General features: G+C 68.6%; 7 protein-coding genes. All 7 read right to left on the bottom strand.

Features of this window, described 5'->3' with window-relative positions; genetic code table 11:
- Window positions 1-7: 7 nt before the first annotated feature.
- On the bottom strand, window positions 8-850 hold the full coding sequence (locus AC1DYS_RS20440) for an HDOD domain-containing protein (RefSeq protein WP_477902503.1): 843 nt from the start codon (window positions 848-850) through the stop codon (window positions 8-10).
- The gene (locus tag AC1DYS_RS20445) at window positions 850-2,175 is read right to left on the bottom strand and encodes a hypothetical protein (RefSeq protein ID WP_477902505.1); all 1,326 of its coding nucleotides are present in this window, start codon (window positions 2,173-2,175) and stop codon (window positions 850-852) included. Before AC1DYS_RS20445 ends, AC1DYS_RS20440 begins: the two co-directional genes overlap by 1 nt.
- Entirely contained in the window at window positions 2,172-3,512 is a 1,341-nt protein-coding gene (locus AC1DYS_RS20450) for an HlyD family type I secretion periplasmic adaptor subunit (protein WP_477902507.1), read from the bottom strand. The genes AC1DYS_RS20445 and AC1DYS_RS20450 overlap by 4 nt, the downstream gene beginning before the upstream one ends.
- 10 nt (window positions 3,513-3,522) lie before the next feature.
- Window positions 3,523-4,140: a hypothetical protein gene (locus tag AC1DYS_RS20455; protein WP_477902509.1), complete on the bottom strand. Its 618-nt coding sequence runs from the start codon at window positions 4,138-4,140 to the stop codon at window positions 3,523-3,525.
- A 9-nt stretch (window positions 4,141-4,149) separates the two neighbouring features.
- Window positions 4,150-5,553: a TolC family protein gene (locus tag AC1DYS_RS20460; protein ID WP_477902511.1), complete on the bottom strand. Its 1,404-nt coding sequence runs from the start codon at window positions 5,551-5,553 to the stop codon at window positions 4,150-4,152.
- Complete coding sequence (locus AC1DYS_RS20465; protein ID WP_477902513.1) at window positions 5,550-7,307, bottom strand: peptidase domain-containing ABC transporter; 1,758 nt, start codon at window positions 7,305-7,307, stop codon at window positions 5,550-5,552. Before AC1DYS_RS20465 ends, AC1DYS_RS20460 begins: the two co-directional genes overlap by 4 nt.
- Window positions 7,308-7,487: 180 nt before the next feature.
- Window positions 7,488-22,406: a calcium-binding protein gene (locus tag AC1DYS_RS20470; RefSeq protein WP_477902515.1), complete on the bottom strand. Its 14,919-nt coding sequence runs from the start codon at window positions 22,404-22,406 to the stop codon at window positions 7,488-7,490.
- Window positions 22,407-23,111 lie beyond the last annotated feature (705 nt).

Genomic DNA, 23,111 nt, shown 5'->3' on the forward strand with positions numbered 1-23,111 from the left:
TAGGCGGTCATGTCGGTGCGGGCAGATCTTTCATCTGCTCATAGCGCTCGGCAAATGCCGTGGCGGTGACGTAGTCGTTCAATGCGAGCCGACGCAGCAAGTTGGCGTCGAGTTTGGCCACCGCATCCGCGGCGGCATCGCCACCGGTGACCGAGTTCGCCACATCGCTGGCCACGCGCACGATCGCGGCCAGCGGCGAGCCGGTCTCCACGGCGCCGGGGTCGAGGCTGCCGGCAATCGCCTGCACCACCTCGCGCGGGAAGCCCAGGCGGTCGACCCACAGCGCGCCGACGGCCGGGTGGGCCACGCCGAATGCGGCCAGTTCGCGCTCGGCCAGGGCCTGCCCGTGCAGGTTGCGGTAACGGGTGAACTGGGCGGCGGCCGCAACCGGGTGCGACTGGCACAGGATCAGGTGGCCGGTGGCCAGCAGCAAGCCGGCCGCGTGGGCGCTGTGCGCATCGGCATCCAGTTGCTGAGCCAGCAGTTGTGCGGTGGCGGCTGTGACGACGGCATTGAGCCAGAACTGGCGCAGGTTCACGCCCGGCACCTCGACGAAGGCCGACGACACGCCGCAGGCGATCACCAGCGTCTGCAGCGCGCCGGTGCCGACGACAGCCACCGCATCGTTGATCGACGCCGACGAGCGCCGGCCGCTGTAGAACTGCGAATTGGCCAGGCGCAGCACACGGGCGCTCAGCACCGGGTCGTGCGCCAGCTCGGTGGCCAGGTCGTTCAGGTTGGCATCGCTTCGGCGCAGGCCGGCGATCAGCCGGTGCACCACGCGCGGCACGGTCGGCAGCGGCGTGCGGCCGCTGATCACGTCGTCGATGAAGCCCATGCGGCCCATCATCAATCGGCTTCGAGCAGCTTGCGCAGCTCGGCCTTCTCGTTGTTCCACAGCGTGGCGTCCAGGCGCTTGACGACGCTGTTCTGCGCCTGCACCTCGCCCAGCAGCTCGCCGGTGCGCTGCTTCATCGCGTCGACCTCGGCGCTCAGCGCGCCCACGTGGCCGAGCGCGCCCTTCAGCTGTTCCAGCATCTGGGTCTGGCCGGGCAAAAACTCGAGCATGCGCGCGACCCGGTCGCTGGCTTCACGCGACTCGCGGAAGACGCCGCTCGACGCACTCGCGAGTTCGCCCAGCACCGGCACCACGTCGCGCACGCTGGCCACCGCGCTCACGGTGCGCTCCAGCACTTCTTCCTGCGAGCGCAGGCGCTCGTTCAGACCGGCCGAAGACAGCGCGGCTTCGCGCACCTGCGGCACCAGTTCGGCCAGCTGCGCGCTGACGCCATCGAGCCGCGTCACCGTCTGCCGGTGCTGCTCCAGGATGTCGGCGAGCAGCGTCGCGAGAAAGCGCTCGGTGATCTCGACGTTGGCGTTGACCTTGGTCTTCTCGGCCAGCGAGAGCACTTCTTCGCGGACGCGGTCGACGAACACGCCCACCGTCTTGCGCACCAAGATCATCTGGAAGCCCAGCATGATCGAACCGATCAGGCCGAACATCGATGCCGAGAACGCGGTGCCCATCGACTCCAGCGGCTTCTGCAACCCGCCGACGATGCGCGCGAATTCCGATTCCATGCCCCCGCCGCCGGAGCTGCCGCCCACGCTGTTGGCGATGGTGGAGATCAGCGTGCTGGTGTTGATCAGCGTTTCGAGCAGGCCCACGAAGGTGCCGAGCAGGCCCAGGCCGACCATCAGGCCGACGATGAACTGCGACAGCTCCTGCCGCTTTTCGAAGAAGGCCTCGAGGTCCTTCAGCTCCGGCTCCATCACCGTGCTCTGCATGTAGACCTGGTGCCCGAGGCCCAGCTTCTCCAGCCGGCCGAGCATGCCCAGCACGTGCGCATTCGGGCCGAGCGTCGGGTCGGGCTCGTCGCTCCAGGCGCCCAGCCGCAGCCAGTCCAGGCCGGCGTGGAAGACCGCGTCCTCGCGGTACACACGCCGCACGTGGTTGACCATCGTGACGCAGCCGCAGCACAGCACCGCCAGGATGAGGCCGTTCAGTGCCGGGTTGGAGACGAAGGCGAACGACACGAAGTGCCAGGACGCCATGGCCCCGAGCACGATGCACAGCGGCGGCGCCCAGATCAGCACCGCGAAGTACCGGGGCAACCGCCCCTGGCGCGTAGCCGGCGCAGGCACCGGCCGTTGGAGAGTGATGGATTCGCTCACTTGTGGTCCCTGAAGGCAGTTGCACCGATGCCCCGGATGGGCGAAAGCAGGTATTGCAGGATCGTGCGGCTGCCGGTGACGGCGTCCGCGCTGACAGTCATGCCGGGCGTCAGCACCTGTCCGAATTCGCGCCGGCTGTGCGGGTCCACGATCACGCCGACGCGGAAGTAGCGCTCGCCGTGTTCGTCGATCAGCGAATCGGCGCTGATCTCGGTGACCCGCGCCGCCAGCGTGCCGTAGACCGTGTAGTCGAAGGCCGCCACGCGGACGATCGCCTTCTGCCCCGCCTGCAGCGCACCGCGCTCGGCGGGTGAGACGCGGGTCTCGATGGCAACGGCCTCGTCGTCGGGGGTCAGTTCGAGCAGTGTGTCGCCGGGCTTCACCACGCCACCCACGGTGTTGAAGAGCAGCTTGTTGACGCTGCCGGCCACCGGCGCGACGACCATCGTGCGCTTGACGCGGTCATCCTCGGCATGCAGATCTTGCCGCAGGCGCTGGATCTCGACCTGCGTGTCGGCCAGCGTCGCGCGCGATTCGCTGCGGAACTGCGCCACCGTCTCGGCCAGCCGCGCCTGCAACTCCAGTGCGGCCGATGCCAGCCGCGGCATGGCGGTTTCGCATTCGCGGATCTGCGTCGCCAGCCGCTCGACGCGGGCGCGTGCCTCCAGCAATTCAAGCTGCGAGCCGGCGCTGCGGGCCAAGAGGCCGGTGATCAGCGCGAGCTGCTGCTGCGCCACCTCGCGCTCGCCCATGAGGCCGCGTCGGCGTGCTTCCTGTTCGTTGCTTTCCTGGCGCTTCTGGCTGATCTGCTCGTCGAGCACGCGCGTGGTCTGGTACAGCCGCGCGCGGCGCGCCTGGAACGAAGCGCTTTCGTTGCGGGCCTCGGGAGACGTAGCGTCCAGGCCGGCGGGCATGCTGAAGCGCTCGGCACCGTCGGCCTCGGCCTGCAGCCGTGCCGCACGGGCCTGCAAGCCGCTGAGCCGGGCGTTCTTCTCGCCGCGCGCTGCCTGGGCTTGCAGGTCCGACACGGCCAGCAGGTTCTGTCCCTTGGTGACCACGTCGCCTTCCCTCACGAAGACCTGCGACACGATGCCGCCCTCCAGGTGCTGCACCAGCTGCTGCTTACCCGAGGGGATCACGCGGCCCTGCGCGCGCACCACGCGGTCCACGCTGGCAAAGCCCGCCCAGACCAGCAGCAGCACCGCGGCAGCGGCCGTGGCGTAGAGCAGGGCGCGCGGCTTGCGCAGTCGGCGTGCCGTGCCGAGCTGACCGTCGAAATGGAACAGCACGCGCTGCAGCGATGCCAGGTTGTCGGATGCAGGTTGCGGGGCGGTCATGCGGGCGGCCTCATGGAGCGGAGATCGAAACCGTGACCATCGGCCGGGCGGCGTTGGCGGCCGTGTCGATGCGCACGCTGATGTGCTTGGCGTCGTAGCCCTGGTCGAGCAGCTCGTTGCGCACCGCCATCACGCGGACGTAGGCCGAGCGCTGGTTTTCCGTCAGCTGCAGCGCGGGGCCGGTGGCCACGATCTGCACCTTGGCTTGCGGTGCGGCAGAGCGGCCCGACGCGAGCGCGTCGCGCAGGCGCTGTGCGGCTGCGCTGTCGAGTGTCAACGCGGTGTCCGCGAAGTCGAGCTGCAGCAGGTTGCCGACGTTGCGCACGCGCCCGCCAGCTGATGACGCTGCATGTTCGTTGCCCTGCACCGCGATGCGCGTGCGTCCCGGCAGTTCGCTGCGGGGTGCGGTGTCGCCAGCAGCTGCGGCGGTGGGCGCAGCCGCTGCCGATGCCGCGGCTGCCGCGGTGTGCTTCTTGACGATCTCTTCGGCCAGGCGCTGGCCCATCAGCCGCGCTGCAAACGAGAGCGCGATGGCCAGCACGACGATCACGAACACCATCGCGATCACGACGTTGGTGAGCGCGTCCACGAAGCCGGGCCAGTAGTTGGCTGTCTTGCCGCCTTCCATGGCCGTGCCTCAGGGTGCCGGCCTGTCGGCGGCCGGCACGGCACCGAGCGCGCCCATCAGCGTGCCGGTGAGGTGGGCCACCTTCAGGTGGTTCTGGGTTTCGCCGATCACCAGCGCCGTCATGTCGAGCTGCGTCTGGTAGAGGCGTTGGTAGGCGTCGAGCACGTCGAGCAGCGAGCGGTTGGCCGCGGTCAGCTGGGCCTGGAAGGCCTGGACCACGGCGCGGTCGGCCTCGAGCTCTTCGCTCACCGAGCGGTAGCGCTCGGCCACAGATTCGAGGTTGGCGTAGGCAGCATCCAGCTCCTGCAGCAGCCGGCGTTCGACTGCCAGTGCCCGTGCCTTCTTCTCTTCGCGTTGGGCGACGTTGGCCCGCGTTTGGGCGAAGTCGGTGCCGCCGTTGAGCAGGGGCACCGTCAGCACCACCATGGCTTTCGTGTCGCGGAAGTAGCTCTCGGTGCCCGCCGCATTGACGTTGCGGCCATGGCTCACTTCGACCGACAGCTTCGGCAGGAAGCGCGCCAGCGACGCCGAGCGCGCCCAGTCGGCCGCCTCGATCTCGGCGCGTGCGGCGAGCAGGTCGTCGTTCTGTGCGACGGCCAGTGCCTTGGCTGCGTTCAACTCGGAAGGAATGCCCAGGCTGGACGGGCCGCCCACATCGAGGCGGGCCGGTGCCGCGCCGACCAGGCGCTCCAGGTTGCGCAGTGCCACCTTCAGCCCCGCGCGTCCGTCGGCAATGTTGGAGCGCGCACCGGCCACCCGGGCACGCACGCGCTCGCGGTCGGCCGCGCTGGCGCCGCCGCCCGCTGCGCGCTCGGAGACGTAGCGCAACAGCTCGGTGAGCATGGCTTCGTAGCCCTGGCCGACCTCGATCGTCAAGCGCGACTGCAAGGCCTGCAGGTAGGCGCCCGCCACTTCAAGCCCGGCCGATGATTCGGCGGCACCCACCTGGCGCGCGGCCGAATCGGCCAGCACGCCCTGGCGCCGCCACTCGCGTCGCGAAGGCTCGTCGATCAGCACCTGCGTCAGCTGCGCACTGCCATCCTTGCGTGGAAGCTCGACGGCCGGTTCCACGCTTTCCAGGTGGCCGCGGCCGACGGCGGCACGCAGGTCGACGCGCGGCAGCAGCGCACCGAGCGCGGCACGGCGTGTCTGTTCAAAAGATTCGGCGCGATAGCGCGCGGCTTGCACGTCGGGGCTGTAGCCCAGGCCCTGCAGGATGGCGCCGCGCAGGTTCATCTGCGCGCTGGCATCGTCTGCGGCCCCGCCCTCGACGCTCAGGCTCGCGGGCACGTGCAGTACATCGGGCAGCGCGTTCATGCGCAGCGGCCGCGGTGTCGCCACGTCTTGCGCATGGGCAGTGCCGAACGCGCAGGCCAGCAGCGTCGAGATGAGGAGACTGCGGTGCGCGGTCATGACGTCACGGCGACCGCAGGTGCGGCCGGGCGTTGCGGGGCACGCGGTGGTGCAGCGTGGGCGCCGAGCAGGCGGCTCGGCGGTGCGTCGGCGACGATGCGGCCGTTCTCAAGCACGAGCACGCGGTCGGCGAGCTGAATCACTTCGGCGGCATGGGTCGCTACGACAACACAGCGCCCGGTGCGCAAGGGCACGAGTTCGCGCAGCACCTGTTCCTGTGCCGGCCGGTCCAGGCCAAGCGTGGGTTCGTCGAGCAGGATCACTTCGTTGGCCAGGGCCGGGTCGGCTGGCGAGTCGCTGCCGTACAGCGCACGCGCCAATGCCACCATCTGGCGTTGTCCGCCCGATAGCGCGTTGCCGTTGGTGCCGACTTCTGAGTTCAGGCCCAGCTCGCCGCGGTCGAGCACCGGGCCGAAGCCTGCGGCGCGCAAGGCGCGAACCAGGGTCGCGTCCGATGCCGTCGCAACGCCTGGCGCCACGACCTCGGCCAGCCGGCCGCGCAGAAAACTCGGGTCCTGCGGCTTGAAGCGAACTTGCGAGCACAGCCAGCGGCGCTGCGCATCGCCATCGATCACGTGGCCACCGAATGCGAACTGGCCCGCGCTGTGCGGCACATGGCCGGCCAGCACGCGCAGCAGCGTCGATTTGCCGGCACCGGAGGCCCCCACCACCGCCACCAATTCGCCGGGGCGCAGGTGCAGCGTCAAGCCGTCGAGGATGTGGCGTGCCTGGCCGGGGTAGGCGAAGCTCAGCCCGTCGAGGCGGATGCCTTCGCCGGCCAGCGCGCCGGTGGCCGCTTGCATGGCGCTCACCGGTGCCACGTCGAAGTCGATGGTGGCGCTCAGTTCGCCGAGCGCATGAGAAAACTCCTGCCAGCGCGACACGATCGGCGCGATGGAACACAGCGTTGCGAGGATGCGGCTGCTGAGCAGGCTGACCGAGATCAAGCCGCCGACCGACAGCGCTTGTGCCTCGACGCGGAAGACGCCCAGCACGAGCAGCAGCACGGTCGAGAACGACATCGCGACCGGCACGATCTGTTGAGACAGATGTGACCACAGCCGCGCCTGGCCGGCGGCCCGCGCACCGGCTAGCGCGGGCTGGCGGTAGCGTGTCGCGGCAACCTCGGCGGCGGCGCGTGACATCAGGCTTTCGCGCGCGCTCAGCACGTCGACCAGCCAGGTCAGCTTGGCGCTCTGGGAGGTGTTGGCCCGCCGCTGGCGCCGCGTGCTGACAGCCTGCAGCAGCGCGGTGAACGCGACCAGCACGGCCCCCACGCCCAGCGGCACGAATACCAGCGGCCCGCCGATGACAGCAACCGCGAGCACGAAGACCAGCAGAAAAGGCAGGTCGGCGATCGGCAGCAGGAACTGCGCGCTGAGCAGATCGCGTGTGCCCGAAACCTCGCGGTAGCGCGACAGCACCTCGCCGATCGGCAGCGGTTTCGACACCGGCGCAGCCAGGATGCCGCGCATCAGGCGCTCGTCCAGGTGGGCATCCCAGCGCGCACCGGCGTGTTCGACGATGAGGACGCGCGAAAGGCGCAGGCTGATCTCCAGCCCGAACATGATCAGCATGCCGCCGGCAAGCGCCCACAGCGTGTCGTGCAGTTCGTTGCCCATCGCCTTGTCGTAGACCAGCATCGAGAACAGCGGCAGCGCGAGCAGGAAGGCGTTGACCAGCAGGCTGGCCAGCAGCATCTCGCCGACGTGTCGGCGATTGGCGCTCAGGAAGTGCCAGAGCGCGTGTTTCACACGCAGCCCCTCAGCTTGCCGTGGTCGGCAGCACCGGAGGTCTCTGGCAACCAGCGACAGCACATGAAAAAAGCAGCTCCAACGAACGCGGGCACCCGACGGGGTGCAGCTCCACCGCGCTACGTTAAAGCGGGCACCCCGGCGGCAAGCCCCGAAAGTGACGGCAAAAAGAGGGCCAGTTCAGCCGCCCACCAGCACATGCAGCGTCGCGGCTGGGCCGGCGCTGTGGTCGTTCGACGCGTACAGCGCGTAGTCGCTCTGCGTGGTGCCGTTCGCCGTCGAGCTGCCGAGCAGCTCGGTTTCGCCGCTCAGCTGGAAGGTGTCGCCGTTGTCCAGGTGCAGCACCAGGTCGGCTCGCGCGTCGGTGATGCTTTGCAGCGACTGCAGGTCGATCTGCGCCACGCCGCCGCCCGCGCCATTGCGCAGGTCAATGGCTTCGATGTTCTGCGCCACGCCGCGCAGGCTGGTGAGGTCGAAAGCCAGCCCGGGCGAGGTGAACTGCAGCAGGTCGTTGCCGATGCCGCCGTCAGCGCCCGCCAGATGGCCCACGTCGGCCACGATCAGCGTGTCGTCGCCCGCGCCGCCGTGCAGGGTCGCGATGCCGCTGCCACCCACCAGCACGTCGTTGCCACCGGCACCGTCCAGGGTGCCGTTGCCGCCATTGCCGACAAGGGTGTTGTCCAGCGCGTTGCCGGTGCCGTCGATGTTGGCGCTGCCGGTGAGCGTGAGGTTTTCCACGTTCGCCGACAGGGTGTGCGTCACCGAGGACTGGACGGTGTCGGTGCCTTCGCTGCTGTTCTCGATGACGAGGTCGCCCGCGTTGTCGACGACGTAGGTGTCGTTGCCTGCACCACCCGTCAGCGTGTTGGCGGCGCTGTTGCCGACCAGCACGTTGTCCAGTGCATTGCCGGTGCCGTCGATGGCCGACACGCCGGTGAGCGTGAGGTTCTCCACATTGGCCGACAGCGTGTGGGTCACCGAGGACTGGACGGTGTCGGTGCCTTCACCGCTGTTCTCGGTGACCACGTCGCCGGCGTTGTCGACGACGTAGGTGTCGTTGCCGGCGCCACCGATCAAGCTGTCGGCGCCTGTGCCGCCGTCCAGCGTGTTGGCGGCGCTGTTGCCGGTCAGCGTGTTGGCCAGGGCATTGCCGGTGCCGTTGATGGCCGAGGTGCCGGTGAGCACGAGGTTCTCGACGTTGGCAGCCAGCGTGTAGCTCAGCGAAGCCAGCACGGTGTCGGTGCCTTCGCTGCTGTTCTCGGTGACCACGTCGCCGATGTTGTCGACGACGTAGCTGTCGTTGCCGATGCCGCCGATCAGGGTGTCGGCGCCGGTGCCGCCATCCAGCGTGTTGGCGCCGCTGTTGCCGGTGATCGTGTTGGCCAGGCTGTTGCCGGTGCCGTTGATCGCCGAGGCGCCGGTGAGCGTGAGGTTCTCGAGGTTGGCTGCCAGCGTGTAGGTCACCGACGACAAGACCACGTCGGTGCCTTCGCCGCTGTTCTCGGTGGTCACGTCGGCGGTGTTGTCGACGACGTAGGTGTCGTTGCCCGCGCCACCGACCATGGTGTCGGCACCGGTGCCGCCATCGAGCGTGTTGGCCGAGGCATTGCCGGTGAGCACGTTGTCCAGCGCATTGCCGGTGGCGTTGATGGTGGATGCGCCGGTGAGCGTGAGGTTCTCGAGGTTCACGGCCAACGTGTAGGTCACCGAAGCCTGAACCGTGTCGGTGCCTTCGTTGCTGTTCTCGGTGGTCACGTCGCCGGTGTTGTCGACGATGTAGGTGTCGTTGCCGGCGCCGCCGACCATCGCGTCGGCACCGCTGCCGCCGTCGATCGTGTTGGCTGCGGCATTGCCGGTGAGCACGTTGTCCAGTGTGTTGCCGGTGGCGTTGATCGCCACGGCGCCGGTGAGCGTGAGGTTCTCGACGTTGGCAGCCAGCGTGTAGGTCACCGAGGCCTGAACCGTGTCGGTGCCTTCGGCGCTGTTCTCTGTCACCACATCGCCGGTGTCGTCGACGACGTAGCTGTCGTTGCCGGCGCCACCGACCATCGTGTCGGCACCGGTGCCGCCGTCGAGCACGTTGGCGGCAGTGTTGCCCGTGAGCGTATTGGCCAGCGCGTTGCCCGTGCCGTTGATCGCCGACACGCCGGTAAGCGTGAGGCTCTCCACGTTGGCACCCAGCGTATAGGTCACCGACGCTTGAACCGCGTCGGTGCCTTCGTTGCTGTTCTCGGTCACCACGTCGGCGGTGTTGTCGACGAGGTAGGTGTCGTTGCCGGCGCCGCCGATCATCGTGTCTGCACCGGTGCCGCCGTCGAGCACGTTGGCCGCGCTGTTGCCTGTCAAGGTGTTGGCCAGCGTGTTGCCGGTGCCGTTGATCGCCGAGGTGCCCGCGAGCACCAGCTGCTCGACGTTGCTGCCCAGCGTGTAGCTGATCGTCGCCTGCACGGTGTCGGTGCCGGCGCCGGTCGCTTCGGTGACCACGTCACCAACGTTGTCGACGATGTAGGTGTCGTTGCCGATGCCGCCGATCATGTTGTCGGCGCCGGTGCTGCCCATCAGCAGGTCGTTGCCGGCGTTGCCGGTCAGCGTGTCGCCGGTGCCGTCGTTGACCGAGGCGGCCGCGCTGAGGTCGTTCAGCGGCACGATGGCAAAGCTGCCGTCGTTCGGGCCCTGCCAGTACAACTGGGCTGCGCCCGTGCCGCCGGTGTCGATCAGCGTGACCACGATGCTGTGGTAGCCGGCCGTCAGCGTCACCGTCACCGGGGCAGACTGGGCGCCGGTGTAGCCGGTCTGGTTGATGATCTGCACGCCGTCGATGGTGACCGTCATCAGGTCGTCGCCGAAGATCCTGAACTGGTGGCTGCCCGCCGCATGGGTGAGCAGCTGGCCCGTCCAGCGCACGCTGAAGCCGTCGACGTTGACGATGCCGGTGTTGGCGCTGCCGTCCGTCTGGAAGTTGACGTTCTCGTAGCGCGTCGTGACCGCGCTGCCGCTGAACGTCGTGTTGTTGAAGTACTCGGCAAAGAGCCCGCCCTGCGGCCGCGTGCCGGAGATGAGTACGTCGTTGCCGGCGCCGCCGACCAGCGCATCGGTGCCGGTGCCGCCGTAGAGCCACGAGGCCGACGAGCTGCCGTTGATGTTGTTGTTGCCGGTGTTGCCGGCGATCACGCCGGACAGCGTGGCGCCGGTGGCGTTGATGTTGGCGCTGCCGGTCAGCACCAGGTTCTCGACGTTCGTCGGCAGCGTGTAGGTGACCGACGACTGGATCGTGTCGGTGCCGGCGCTTGCGACCTCGGTCACCACGTCGCCAGTGTTGTCGACGATGTAGGTGTCGTTCCCCGCACCGCCGGCCATCGTGTCGGTGCCCGCGCCGCCGTCGATCACGTTGTTGCCGCTGTTGCCGGTGAGGGTGTTGGCGAGCGCATTGCCCGTCAGGTTGTTGTCGAGCGAATTGCCGGTGAGGTCGATGGCGCCAGCGTAGACCGACGGGTTGCCGGTGTAGGTGACGCCGCTGCTGTAGGTGGCGGTGGCGCCGCCCGGCAGGCCGCTTGCCAGCGTGCCGTTGAGCGGCTGGTAGACGACCAGGCCCGTCTCCGTGCCGGCCAGCGAGCCGGGCGTGATGTTGGCCTGAATCTCGGCCGCGGTCAGCGCGCGGTCCCAGATGCGTACGTCGTTGACCAGGTAGTTGCCGTAGGGGTCGGCCGTCCACCCCGACTTGCCGACGAGGAAGGTACGCGCCACGTCGAGCGGCACGCCCTGCGTGTTGGAGCCGCTGGCGTTGCCGTCGATGTAGATCGTGCTCGTGCCCTGCGCGTCGATCGTCACCGACACCTGGTGCCAACCCGTGCCCATGGCCGCCGACGAGGTCAGCGTCGTGCTGCCCGTGCTGCCGACGTAGGTGCCCAGCATGATGTTGGTGCCGTTGAAGGCGACGATGACGTTGTCGCTCGACGGGGTGCCGGTGTCGAACAACCGCGTCCACGTGCCCTGGCTGCTCGGCAGGTAGACCCAGGCCTGCATGGTCATGTCGCCGCCCACCGTCACCGTCGGCAGCGTGATGAATTGCTTGAGGGTGCTGTCGAAGCGCACGCTGTCGCGCAGCGCCGCGTTCTCCACGTTCGCGGCCAGCGTCGCGCTCACCATGGCGTAGACGTTGTCGGTGCCTTCGCTCGCGTTCTCGGTGATGGTGTCGCCGGCGTTGTCCACCCAGTAGGTGTCGTTGCCGGTGCCGCCGATCATGCTGTCGGCACCGCCGCCGCCGTTGAGCGTGTCGTTGCCGGCGCCGGCGTTCAGGATGTTGGCGCCGGTGTTGCCGACGAGCAGGTTGTCGCCCGTGTTGCCGGTGGCGTTGATCGCGCTGCTGCCGCTGAGCACGAGGTTCTCGACGTTGCTGCCAGCCGTGTACGTGACCGACGCCACTACCGTGTCGGTGCCTTCGGCGGCGTTCTCGGTCACGACGTCGCCGGCGTTGTCGACCGCGAAGATGTCGTTGCCGGTGCCGCCGATCAGCGTGTCGGCACCGCTGCCGCCATCGAGCACATCGTTGCCGGCGCCGCCGTTCAGCGTGTTGGCGCCGCTGTTGCCGATGATCTGGTTGTCGCCGGCGTTGCCGGTGCCGCTGATCGCCGAGGTGCCGGTCAGGATCAGCATCTCGACGTTGGCGGCCAGCGTGTAGGCGACCGACGAACGCACCGTGTCGAAGCCTTCGTTGCTGTTCTCGGTGACGGTGTCGCCGACGTTGTCGACGATGTAGACATCGCTGTTCGCGCCGCCGGCCATGCTGTCGGCACCGGTGCCGCCGTCGATGATGTTGATGCCGGCGTTGCCGGTGACGCTGTTGGCCAGCGTGTTGCCGGTGCCGTTGAGGTTGGCGCTGCCGGTCAGCACGAGGTTCTCGAAGTTGGCGCCCAACGTCCAGTTCACTGCGGCCTGCACGGTGTCGGTGCCTTCGCCGGCGTTCTCGGTCGGCGTGTCGCCGCCGTTGTCCACGATGTAGGTGTCGTTGCCAACACCGCCACGCATCACGTCGGCGCCGACGCCGCCGTCCAGCACGTTGTCACCCATGTTGCCGGTGAGCGTGTTGTTGAAGTTGTTGCCCGTGGCGTTGATGTTGGCGCTGCCCGTGAGCGTGACGTTCTCGACGTTGGCGCCCAGCGTCCAGCTCACCGAGGCGAGCACGAGGTCGTTGCCCTCGTTGAAGTTCTCGGTGATCGCGTCGCCCGCGTTGTCGACGATGTAGACCTCGTCACCCGTGCCGCCCAGCAGCGTGTCGGCCCCGGCACCGCCGTCCAGCGTGTCGTTGCCCGCGCCGCCGTTCAGCACGTTGGCACCGCTGTTGCCGGTCAGGATGTTGTCCAGCGTGTTGCCCGTGCCGTTGATCGCCAGGCTGCCTAGCAGGATCAGGTTCTCGACATTGGCGGTCAGTGTGTAGGTCACCGTCGAGCGCACGGTGTCGGTACCGGCGGCGGCGTTCTCAGTGACGACATCGTTCACGTCGTCGACGCCGTAGGTGTCGTCACCCGCGCCGCCGGCCAGCGTGTCGGCTCCGGCGCCACCGTCCAGCGTGTTGGCTGCGCTGTTGCCGGTGAGGACGTTGGCAAGCGCGTTGCCGGTGCCGTCGATGGCCGCTACGCCCGTCAGCGTCAGGTTCTCGACGTTGGCCGACAGCGTGGTGCTCACCGAAGCGAGAACGAGATCGGTGCCTTCGCTGTTGTTCTCGACCACCAGGTCGCCAGCGTTGTCGATCACGTAGGTGTCGTCGCCGGTGCCACCGGCCAGCGTGTCGGCCCCGGCGTCGCCGTCCAGCGTGTCATTGCCGCCGCCGCCCGACAGCACGTTGGCTGCGGCGTTGCCGGTGATGAGGTTGTCCAGCAGGTTGCCGGTGCCGTCGATGGCTGCCACGCCGGTCAGCGTGAGGTTCTCGACGTTGGCCGACAGCGTGGTGCTCACCGACGCGAGCACGTTGTCCGTGCCCTCGCTGGCGCGCTCGTTGATGACATCGCCCGCGTTGTCGACGACATAGGTGTCGTTGCCCGCGCCACCGGCCAGCGTGTCGGCGCCCAGGCCGCCGTCCAGCGTGTTGTCGCCGCTGTTGCCGGTGATCTGGTTGTCGAGCCCGTTGCCGGTGCCGTTGATGTTGGCGGTACCCAGCATCACCAGGTTCTCGACGTTGGCGCCCAGCATCCAGCTCAGCGCGGTGCGCACGGTGTCGGTGCCGGCGCCCACGGCCTCCACCACGCTGTCGCTGACGTTGTCGACGATGTAGGTGTCGCTGCCCAGGCCGCCGGCCATGACGTCGGCACCGGCGCCGCCGTCCAGCACGTTGTTGCCGGCATTGCCGGTGATCGTGTTGGCCAGGTCGTTGCCGGTGCCGTCGATGTTGGCGTTGCCGGTGAGCGTGAGGCTCTCGATGTTGGCTTCCAGCACAAGGCTGGCGGAGGCCAGCACGGTGTCGTTGCCCTCGCCGACGTTCTCGATGACGAGGTCGCCCGGGTTGTCGACGATGTAGGTGTCGTCGCCCGCGCCGCCGGCCAGCGTGTCGGCGCCGCTGCCGCCGTCCAGCGTGTTGTTGCCGGCGTTGCCGGTGATCTGGTTGTCCAGCGTGTTGCCGGTGCCGGTGAGGTCGCCGCTGCCGGTGAGCACCAGGTTCTCGACGTTGGGCGTGAGCGCGTAGTCGATCGACGAGCGCACGGTGTCCGTGCCCTCGTCGGCGTTCTCCAGCACCAGGTCGCCCGCGTTGTCGAGGACGTAGATGTCGTCACCGCCGCCGCCGGCCATCGTGTCGGCTCCCAAGCCGCCGTCCAGCGTGTTGGCCGCCACGTTGCCGGTCAGGTTGTTGGTCACCGCGTTGCCGGTGCCGTTGACCGCCACCGCGCCGGTGAGCGTCAGGTTCTCGAAGTTGGTTGCCAGCGTCCAGCTGATGGACGAGCGCACAGTGTCGATGCCCTGGCCGCTGGCCTCCAACAGCGTGTCGCCGAGGTTGTCGACAACGTAGGTGTCGTTGCCGGCACCGCCGGTCAGCGTGTCGGCGCCGGCGCCGCCGTCGAGCACGTTGTCGCTGGTGTTGCCGGTGATGACGTTCGCCTGGGTGTTGCCGGTGCCATCGATGGCGCCGCCGGCCTCGTCAAGCACCAGGCGCTCAACGTTGACCGAGAGCGTGGTGCTGACGGTTGAGATGACGGTGTCGGTGCCTTCGCCGCTGTTCTCGACCACCACGTCGCCCGCGCTGTCGACGTAGTAGGTGTCGTTGCCGGCACCGCCGGCCAGGGTGTCGGCCCCGGCACCGCCATCCAGCACGTTGTTGCCGGCGTTGCCGGTGAGGCGGTTGTCCAGCGCATTGCCGGTGCCGTCGATGTTGGCGCTGCCAGTCAGCGTCAAGTTCTCGAGGTTGGCGCCCAGCGTCCAAGTCAGGCTGCTGCGAATCGTGTCGGTGCCTTCGCCCGCGTTCTCCACGACGGTGTCGGCGAGCGTATCGACGACGTAGGTGTCATTGCCCAGGCCACCGACCAGCGTATCGGCACCCGCGCCGCCATCGAGCACGTTGTTGCCGCTGTTGCCGATGAGGAAGTTGGCCCGCTCGTTGCCGGTGCCGTCGATGTTGGCGCTTCCGGTGAGCGTGAGGTTTTCGACGTTGGCCTCCAGCGCGTGGCTGGCCGATGCCGTCACGGTGTCGGTTCCCTCGCCTGCAGCCTCGAGCACGATGTCGCCGACGTCGTCAACCAGGTAGGTGTCGTTGCCTGCACCGCCGGCCAGCGTATCGGCGCCGGCGCCGCCGTCCAGGCGGTTGTTGCCGCTGTTGCCGGTGATGACGTTGTCCAGCTCGTTGCCGGTGCCATTGAGGTTGCCGTTGCCGGTGAGCAGCAGGTTCTCGACGTTGGCGCCGAGCACGAAGCTGACGCTGCTCTTGATCAGGTCGGAACCCTCGCCCGCCGCCTCGGTGACGGTGTCGCCCGCGTTGTCGACGAGGTAGGTGTCGTCACCCGCGCTGCCGGCCATCGTGTCGGCACCCAGGCCGCCGTCGATGACGTTGCTCCCGGCGTTGCCGGTGATGCGGTTGTCCTGCGCGTTGCCGGTGGCGTCGATGTTGGCGCTGCCCAGCAGCACCAGGTTCTCGACGTTGGCGGGCAGCGCCAGCGTCACCGACGAGCGGATGGTGTCGACGCCTTCGCCCGCGTTCTCCAGCACCACGTCGCCCGCGTTGTCGGCGACGTAGGTGTCATCCCCCGCGCCGCCGACGAGCATGTCCGCTCCACCGCCGCCGTCGATGACGTTGTTGCCGGCATTGCCGGTGATGTGGTTGGCCGCGCTGTTGCCGGTGCCGTTGAGATCGGCCGTGCCGGTAAGCGTGAGGTCCTCGACGTTCTCGGACAGCCGGAAGCTGACGCTGGCCAGCACCCTGTCGTAGCCTTCGTTGACAGCCTCGGTCGCCGTGTCGGCGGCGTTGTCGACGAGGTAGGTGTCGTCGCCCGTGCCGCCGGCCATCGCATCGGCACCGGCCTTGCCGTCGATGACGTTGTTGCCGCTGTTGCCCAGCAGCACGTTGTCCAGCTCGTTGCCGGTGGCGTTCAGGTCGGCGCTGCCGGTCAGCTGCAGGTTCTCGACGTTGGCCGTCAGCACGTAGCTGATGCTCGATCGCACGCTGTCATTGCCCTCGCCCGCGTTCTCGGTGACGGTGTCCCCGGCGTTGTCGAGGAGGTAGGTGTCGTCGCCCACGCCACCGGCCATCTGGTCGGCGCCGGCCTTGCCGTCGAGCACGTTGTTGCCGCCGTTGCCGAGGATCACGTTGGCCCCCGAGTTGCCGCTGCCGTCGATGTCGGCGCCACCGGTCAGCGTGAGGTTCTCGAGGTTGGCGCCCAGCGTCCACGTGACGCTGCTCTTCACCAGGTCGGTGCCTTCGCCGGCCTGCTCGGTGATGCCGTCGCCGGCGTTGTCCACGACGTAGGTGTCGTTGCCCGCGCCACCGGCCAGCGTGTCGGCGCCTGCGCCGCCATCCAGCACGTTGTTGCCGGCGTTGCCGGTGATCACGTTGGCGAGCACATTGCCGGTGCCGTCGATGTCGCCCCCGCCCGTGAGGCTGAGGTTCTCCACGTTGTCGCCGAGGCGGAAGCTGACGCCGGATAGCACGAGGTCGATGCCCTCGCCGGCGTTCTCGGTCGCCGTGTCGCCGGTGTTGTCGGCGAGGTAGGTGTCGTTGCCCGCGCCGCCGGCCATCGCGTCTGCGCCCAGGCCGCCGTCGATGAGGTTGTTGCCGGTGTTGCCGGTGATGACGTTGTCCAGCGCGTTGCCGATGCCGGTCCAGTCGCCGGTGCCTGTGAGCACGAGGTTCTCGAGGTTGGCGCCCAGCACGTAGCTGAAGCCGGCACGCACGGTGTCCGTGCCCTCGCCGGCGATCTCGACGATCACGTCGCTGGCGTTGTCGACGACGTAGGTGTCGTTGCCCGCGCCGCCCGCCATCGTGTCGGCGCCCAGGCCGCCATCGATGACGTTGTTGCCGCTGTTGCCGGTGATGGCGTTGTCGAGGTCGTTGCCCGTGCCGCTGATGGGCGCGGTGCCCATCAGCGTCAGGTTCTCGATGTTGGCGCCGAGCGTGAAACTGACGCTGGACTTGACGAGGTCGGTGCCGCCGCCGGCAGCCTCGGTCACGGTGTCCCCGGCGTCGTCGACGAGGTAGGTGTCGTTGCCCGCGCCGCCCAGCATGGTGTCGCCGCCGGCGCCGCCGTCGATGATGTTGGCGCCGCTGTTGCCGACGATGCGGTTGTCCAGCTCGTTGCCGGTGCCGCTGATGTTGCCGGTGCCCGTGAGCTGCAGTTCCTCGACGTTGGCGGACAGCGCGTAGCTGACGCTGCTCTTCACTGTGTCGTAGCCGGCGTTGGTGTCTTCGACGACGGCGTCGCCGGTGTTGTCGACGATGTAGCTGTCGTCGCCAGCGCCGCCGGCCATGGTGTCGGCGCCGGCCTTGCCATCGATGAGGTTGGCACCGGCGTTGCCACTGATGAGGTTGTCGGCTGCGTTGCCGGTGGCGTCGATGTTGCCGACACCCAGCAGTGTCAGGTTCTCGAGGTTGTCGCCCAGCGTCCAGGTGATGCTGGAGCGGACGGTGTCCGTGCCTTCGTTCGCGTTCTCGGTGATCTGGTCGCCGATGTTGTCGACGACGTAGATGTCGTCGCCCGCGCCGCCGGCCATCTGGTCAGCGCCGGCCTTGCCATCCAGGAGGTTGTTGCCGGCGTTGCCCTGCAGCACGTTGACGAGCGAGTTGCCGGTGCCGTCGATGTTGGCGACGCCGGTCAGCGTCAGGTTCTCGATGTTGGCACCCAGCGTGAACGTCACACTCGACCGCACGAGGTCGGTGCCCTCGCCGGCGTTCTCGGTGAGAGTGTCGCCGAGGTTGTCGACCACGTAGGTGTCGTCGCCCGCGCCGCCCGCCATCGTGTCGGCGCCCGCGCCGCCGTCGATGAGGTTGCTGCCGGCGTTGCCGGTGATGACGTTGTCCAGCGCATTGCCGGTCGCGTTCGTGTTGCCGCTGCCGGTCAGCACCAGGTTCTCGACGTTGGCGCCCAGCGTGTAGCTGATGCCCGAGCGCACGGTGTCCGTGCCCTCGCCGAAGTTCTCGGTCACCGCGTCGCCGGCGTTGTCGACGATGTAGCTGTCATCGCCCGCGCCGCCGGCCATGCGGTCCGCGCCCGCGCCGCCGTCGAGCACGTTGTTGCCGGCGTTGCCGGTGATAACGTTGTCGAGCGCGTTGCCTGTGCCGTCGATGTCGGCGCTGCCCGTCAGCGTCAGGTTCTCGACGTTGGCGGATAGCACATAGCTGGTGGACGCATTGACGCTGTCCGTGCCCTCACCGTTGGCCTCGACGACTACGTCGGACGAGTCGTCGACGTTGTAGGTGTCGTTGCGGGCGCCGCCGGTCAGTACGTTGGTGCCCGCAGCCCCCGTCAGTACGTCGTCGAAGGCGCTGCCGATGAGGTTCTCGACACCGGCCAACGCATCGCCCTGGGCGTCGCCGCCGGTGCCGCGGCCGGTTGTGAGGTTGACGCTCACACCGGCGCTGGACGCCGCGTAGGTCGCCGTGTCGATGCCCGAGCCGCCGGTCAGTACGTCCGCGCCCGCCCCGCCGTCCAGCAGGTCGTTGCCCGCACCGCCGTCCAGGCGGTTGGCCGAGGCGGTGCCGATCAGCACGTCATTGAAGCCCGAGCCGGTCAGGTTCTCGATGGAATCGAAGCTGTCGCCCGCCGCGTCGCCGGTGTTCAGTGTCGGGTCGGCCAGGCTGACGGTCAGGCCGGCCGCCGCGCCGGCATAGCTCGCCGTGTCGCTGCCTGCGCCGCCGATGAGCTGGTCGCCCGCAGCGCCGCCGGTCAGCACGTCGTCGCCCGCGCCGCCCACCAGCTTGTTCACGCCGGCATCGCCTTCCAGCGTGTCGTCGAAGGCCGATCCGGTCAGATTCTCGACGCTGCCGTAGCTGTCCCCCGCGGCATCGCCCGTGTTGTTGACCGCGTTGACGAGGCTGGCCTTCACGCCAGCCGCGGCGCCCACGTAGGTGGCCGTGTCGTCGCCAGCGCCGCCGACGAGCTGGTCCGCGCCCGCGCCGCCGTCCAGCAGGTCGTCGCCGCTGCCGCCGTCGAGGCGGTTGTCGTTGGCGTCGCCCTTCAGCATGTCGTTGAAGCTGGAGCCGATCAGGTTCTCGATGCCGTCGAGCGTGTTGCCCTGGGCGTCGCCACCGTTGCCGATGCCGGTCACGAGGTCGACCTGCACCGCTGCGGTCGAGCTGGCATAGGTGGCGGTGTCGTTGCCTGCCCCGCCGTGGAGCGCGTCGTTGCCGCCGCGGCCGTCGATGAGGTCGTCGCCGTCGCTGCCGCTGATGACGTTGGCATTGGCGTCGCCCACCAGCGTGTCGTTGTAGTTGGAGCCGGCGAGGTTCTCGATGGAGAGGTAGCTGTCGCCCGCCGCCGCACCGGTGTTGGTGTTGGGTGCCAGCAGGCTGGCCGTCACGCCCGCCGTCGCGCTGGCATAGCTTGCCGTATCGCTGCCGTCGCCGCCGTCCAGCACGTCGGCGCCGTCGCCGCCGTCCAGCATGTCGTCGCCGCTGCCGCCCACCAGCCTGTTGACGCCGGCCGTGCCGGTGAGCTGGTCGTCCTTCTCGGAGCCGGTCAGGTTCTCGATGCCCGTCAGCCGGTCGCCCTCGGCGTCGCCGCCCAGGCCGATGCCCGTCGCCAAGCTCACGCGCACGCCCTGGCTGGATGCTGCGTATGTCGCCGTGTCGATGCCGGTGTCGCCGGTCAGCACGTCGGCGCCGGTGCCGCCGTCGAGCAGGTCGTCGCCGTCGCCGCCGTCCAGTTTGTCATTGCCGGCCTGGCCGACCAGGGTGTCGTTGCCGCCGTTGCCGCTCAGCGTGTTGGCACTGCTGTCGCCGGTCAGCTGGTCGTCGCCGCTGCCGCCGGCGAGGTTCTCGATGGACTGGAAGCTGTCGCCGGTCGCGTCGCCGCCGGTGACGACGCCGGTGGCCAGGTTGATCTGCACCGCCACCGTCGAGGTGCTGTAGTCCGCCGTGTCGGAGCCGTCGCCGCCGATCAGCGTGTCCGCGCCCGCGCCGCCGGTCAGCACGTCGTTGCCGCGGCCGCCGTTGAGCACGTTGTTGCCGGCGTCACCTACCAGCCGGTCGGAAAAGCGCGAGCCGGTCAGGTTCTCGATGTTGGTGAGCACGTCGCCCGCCGCATCGCCGCCCGTGCCGGGCGTGGCGCCGCTGAGGTCGACCTTCACGCCCTCTTGCGAGTCGGCGTAGCTGGCCGTGTCGTTGCCGTCGCCGCCATCCATCTGATCGGAGCCTGCGCCGCCGATCAGCGTGTCGTCGCCCGCGCCGCCATGCAGGTTGTCGTTGCCCGGGTTGCCGATGAGGATGTTGTCGAAGCCGTCGCCGATCAGCGTGTCGTCGTTCTGGGAGCCGGCCAGGTTCTCGATGGACTGGAAGGTGTCGCCCTGGGCATCGCCCGTGTTCAACGCGGGGTTGGCCAGGCTGACGGTCACACCGGTCTGCGCGTCGACGTAGCTCGCCGTGTCATTGCCGTCGCCGCCGATCAGCGCGTCGGCGCCTTCGCCGCCTTCCAGTTCGTCGTCGCCCGCAGCGCCGTCGAGCTTGTTGTCGCGGTCGTCGCCGATCAGCAGGTCGTTGTTGGCCGAGCCCGTCAGGTTCTCGATGTCCTGCAGGCGATCACCCGTCGCGTCGCCGCCGCTGCCCTGGCCGGTGCCCAGGCTCACTTTCACGCCAGCCGCGGAGTTGGCGTAGGTAGCCGTGTCATTACCGGCGCCGCCCTGCAGCGTGTCCGCACCGCCGAGGCCTTCCAGCAGGTCGTCGCCTGCGCCGCCCTGCAGCACATTGCCGAGCGCATCGCCGCGCAACGTGTCGTCATGGTCGGAGCCGGTGACGTTCTCGATCTCCTTGAGCGTGTCGCCCTCGGCATCACCGCCCTTGCCGGTGCCGGCCGCCAGGTCGATGGTGACGCTTGCGGACGAGCCGCTGTAGACCGCCGTGTCGCTGCCCGGGCCGCCCACCAGCACGTCAGCACCGCCACGACCTTCGAGCATGTCGTTGCCCGCACCGCCATCAAGCTTGTTGGCGCCAGCGTCGCCTCTCAGCACGTCAGCCGCCGAACTGCCGGCGAGGTTTTCAATACTGCTGAAACTGTCGCCTTGGGCGTCGCCCACCGTGGCGGCACCGGTCGAGAGATCGACGTTGACGCCCAGGGCCGAGCCCTCGTAGCTGACCGTGTCGACACCGGTGCCGCCGATCAACTCGTCGGCGCCTTCGCCGCCCACCAGCCAGTCGTTGCCTTGTCCGCCGTCGAGCGTGTCGTCGCCCGCGTCGCCATAAATCTTGTCGTGCCCGACGAGGCCGTAGACCGTGTCGTTGCCGCCACCGGCATGGATCTCGTCACCCAGCCCGAAGGCCGGCAGCACCAGGCCGGTCTGGCCCGAGACCTTGTAGTCCATGTCGGAGGCCGACTGCACGTCGCGCACGATGGCCGGCACCAGCAACTGGCCGCTGATAGTCTTGCCGTCCATCGTGCCGCTGGCGGTGATGGACAGGGTGAACGGTGTGGCGTTGAAGGCGCTGTCGTCGCTCGCGACGGGGTACTGCAGCGTCACCGTCAGCAGGTTGCCGCTGGCCGCGAGGTCGCTCGGCAGCTTCAGCTCCCAGCTGTTTCCTTGCTGCGTGGCGCCCACGGGAATGAAGCCGGCTGGCAGCCCCGTCAGAGTGACGGAGCTCACCTCGAGCGCGTTCTTGGCGCTGAGCTGGATCTCGAGCACACGCGCGAAGCCGGGGCCCATGTCGCTGCCGCCGTCGCCGTAGATGATGTCGTCGCCCACCGTGCCGGCAATCTGCTCACGCGCCGCCTGCACGGTGGGCGAATGGTCGGTGGCCGAGGCCGCGACGCCACCGGAGCCGGTGATCACCGTCTTGCCGTCCAGCGTCGTCTGCGCCTGGCCGGTGACGTTGTGGGCGTTGAAGCTGATCGACACCGCCGCGGCCGGTGGCGGCGGGGGCGGTGGCGGGTTGTTGTTGCCGGGAGGCGCCGACGGCGCCGAGCTGCTGGCGCTTTGCGTGAGGATGATCTGCGGCGGCGGCGCAGGCGCCGGGTCGCCCTGGTAGCTGGCCTCTTGCGTCGACTTGCCGTTCAGGTCGACGGCTGTCAGCCCGGCCACAGGCGCCGGCGCAGGGCGCGGGGCTTCTTCGGCGGGGCTGTCCGCCGGCGCCGACGGGCTCTCAGGTGCGGCCTCGTCCTTCGGCGCCGTGTGCTTCGGGTCGTCGCTGCCAGCCGAGCCGGCCGACGCGGTGCGCGTCACCACATCGGCCAGGATCACCTTGCCCGTGTCGCCAAGGACGTTCGCGCCGTCGACGCGCGTGTCGGTGAAGACGAGGCGCAGGCTGTTGTCGGTCATCAGCCGCAGGGCCAGGCCCTGGATCAGATGCTGCGTGCCATCGGCCAGCGTCATCACCACGTCGACACCCGACACGCCGATGCTCTGCACCTGCGCCTTCGCGAACCCTAGGACGATGTCGCCGCTGGCGGGCAGCGCGTGGACGATCAACTTGTCAGCCATGAGCGACCCCGCGCAACCCGAATTGCGAACCCCGCTGCGCAGGCAGCCCTTGCAAAGGAATCAGCGCCGGGCTGGCATCGCCTGCCGCTGATGGGGGGTTCTGAATTGCGTTCACGGTTACTTTCAGTTGACGAACACCGACTTGTCGAAGTCGTGGCGCGGCCAGTCCACACATAGCAGCTGCAGACCTGTACCGGCGTAATCCGTTTATCGGCGCTTCGCCGGGTTTGTGAAGGAAAAAGAAGGGCGCGAAAAGGCGCCTACTTTCCAACCGGGCATGCGGGTGTCGATGCCAGGTAGGTGACGCGAGAGGGCGATGTGATAATCGCCGGCTGTGGGCCGTTAGCTCAGTTGGTTAGAGCAGAGGACTCGGCGGAGGGACCCTAAACGCTGCAAGGCGTACGGGTTCTTCCACGCGGGTTGCCCAGGGTAAGTTCACTCTGCCCTGGCGTAGAACTTCTCAAAGTCGGTGAACGCTGCAGCGGAGCAATCCGCCATGCCAACGCCGAGCGAAGCTCCTAGCGGAGAACGTGTAGAGACTCGACGGGAAGGCCGAAAGGCAAGACAGAGTCCAGACCACGAACCGGAAACGGGCGGCGAAAGCCGAGGTGGTACGCATAATCCTTTGGTCGCTGGTTCGAGCCCAGCACGGCCTACCACTCCATCTCGACCGGATCGAGCCGAGGCGGCTCTCGCCGATTTTCG

The organism is Rhizobacter sp. P2_G4, assembly GCF_056403575.1.

Coding starts and splice junctions, on each gene's coding strand:
- AC1DYS_RS20440 (WP_477902503.1), bottom strand. CDS start 850: ATGATGGGCCGCATGGGCTTCATCGACGACGTGATCAGCGGCCGCACG.
- AC1DYS_RS20450 (WP_477902507.1), bottom strand. CDS start 3,512: ATGACCGCCCCGCAACCTGCATCCGACAACCTGGCATCGCTGCAGCGC.
- AC1DYS_RS20455 (WP_477902509.1), bottom strand. CDS start 4,140: ATGGAAGGCGGCAAGACAGCCAACTACTGGCCCGGCTTCGTGGACGCG.
- AC1DYS_RS20460 (WP_477902511.1), bottom strand. CDS start 5,553: ATGACCGCGCACCGCAGTCTCCTCATCTCGACGCTGCTGGCCTGCGCG.
- AC1DYS_RS20470 (WP_477902515.1), bottom strand. CDS start 22,406: ATGGCTGACAAGTTGATCGTCCACGCGCTGCCCGCCAGCGGCGACATC.